Here is a 1435-nt window from a genome sequence, read left to right on the forward strand (position 1 = left end):
TGCGGGCCCGTGGCGCGGGCGGCGCGGGCGTCAGCGCGGTAGGGCCGGAGGCGGTGGGTCCGGGGCGCCGCCGAGCCAGTTCTGGAACGTGCGCCTCGGGCCCGCCCAGCGTGCGTCGTGGTGGTACGCGCGCAGCGTCGCGCGCGCCCGGGCCCTCGGGCGAGTGCGGTAGAAGCGCTTGGCCCAGGGGGAGCCCGGCCGTCCCAGCCTGACCGCGCCGATCAGCGCGACGAGCGGGATCAGCACGCCGATCAGGCCCAGCCTCGGCTTCCCCTTGAGGAAGGTGACGATCGCGAACAGGCAGTTGACGACGAGCGTCACGATCGCCGTCACACGGTCCTGCCGCTGCTCCACGCTCAGCGAGTCGACGCCCAGCGGCGCGAACCCGCCGAGCGCGAGACCGGCCAGGGCCGCCGCCATGACGACCACCTCGACGCTCTGCCGGCCCTGTTCCGTCCAGTACACGTCGTCCAGGTGCAGGATCAGCGCGAACTCGTCCAGCACGAGGCCCGCGCCGACGCCGAAGACCACGGCGAACACCGCGGGCGTCAGGCCGCGCGTGCCCGTGCTCACCGCGCCGAAGCCGCCGATCACCGTGAGGATCACGCCGGGCACCACGTGGTGGATGTGCATTCCGCCGGGTGCCACGTTGCGGAACGGGCCCCTGCCCGCCCTGATGAGGCGGGTGACCGTACGGGTCAGCAGGAAGCACACGACGAAGGAGAAGAGCGCGAGCAGCATCGGCAGCTTGCCCGGCTCCACCACGTTCTGATGGAACCAGTGACCCATGCCACCCCGCCTCCGGCGACCGATACGGACTGTATGCGCAATTTAGCCCGTCTTTCCCTCGCGCGCCCGCGGTTAGGGTGCGGCGGTGGCCGACTCCTCCGCTCCCCCACCGCCGCCGCGCGGCTCGCTCGGTGACGGCGCACGGTTCGCCCTCGGCACCCTGACCGTGCTGCCCGTACGCGTCACACGCTGGGACCGCCCGGCCGCCCGCCTCGGCATGCTCACCGCGCCGCTCGCGGGGATCGCCGTCGGCGCGGTCGCCGCCGCGGTCGCCACCGCGCTGTGGCTGTGCGGCACGGGCGCGCTGCTCGCAGCCGTCGGGGCGGTCGCCGTGCCCACCGCCCTCACCCGCGGCCTGCACCTCGACGGGCTCGCCGACACCGCGGACGGGCTCGGCAGCGGCAAGCCGGCCGCGGACGCCCTGCGCGTGATGAAGCAGTCCGACATCGGCCCCTTCGGCGTGATCACGCTGCTGCTCGCGCTGCTCGCCCAGGTCGCGGCCGTGGACAGGCTCTACGAGCACGGCGCGGCCCGCGCGGCCGCCGGGATCGCCGTCGCGGCCGTCGCCGCGCGTGTGGTCTTCGTACTCGGCTGCCGCACCGGCGTGCCCTCCGCCCGGCCCGGCGGCCTCGGCGCGGCCGTCGCG

Annotated in this window: 2 protein-coding genes; one reads left to right on the top strand and one right to left on the bottom strand. The window is 75.1% G+C overall.

The features are described from left to right. Positions 1–30: 30 nt before the first annotated feature. Positions 31–789: a hypothetical protein gene (locus JFN87_RS33085; RefSeq protein WP_209346201.1), complete on the bottom strand. Its 759-nt coding sequence runs from the start codon at positions 787–789 to the stop codon at positions 31–33. Between the two features lie 85 nt (positions 790–874). On the opposite strand from JFN87_RS33085, the gene JFN87_RS33090 reads away from it, so the two are divergent. Then, positions 875–1435 (top strand): adenosylcobinamide-GDP ribazoletransferase (locus JFN87_RS33090; RefSeq protein WP_209346203.1); only part of this gene is annotated, 561 nt, incomplete at its 3' end.

Source organism: Streptomyces montanisoli (assembly GCF_017813245.1).
Taxonomy (GTDB): domain Bacteria; phylum Actinomycetota; class Actinomycetes; order Streptomycetales; family Streptomycetaceae; genus Streptomyces; species Streptomyces montanisoli.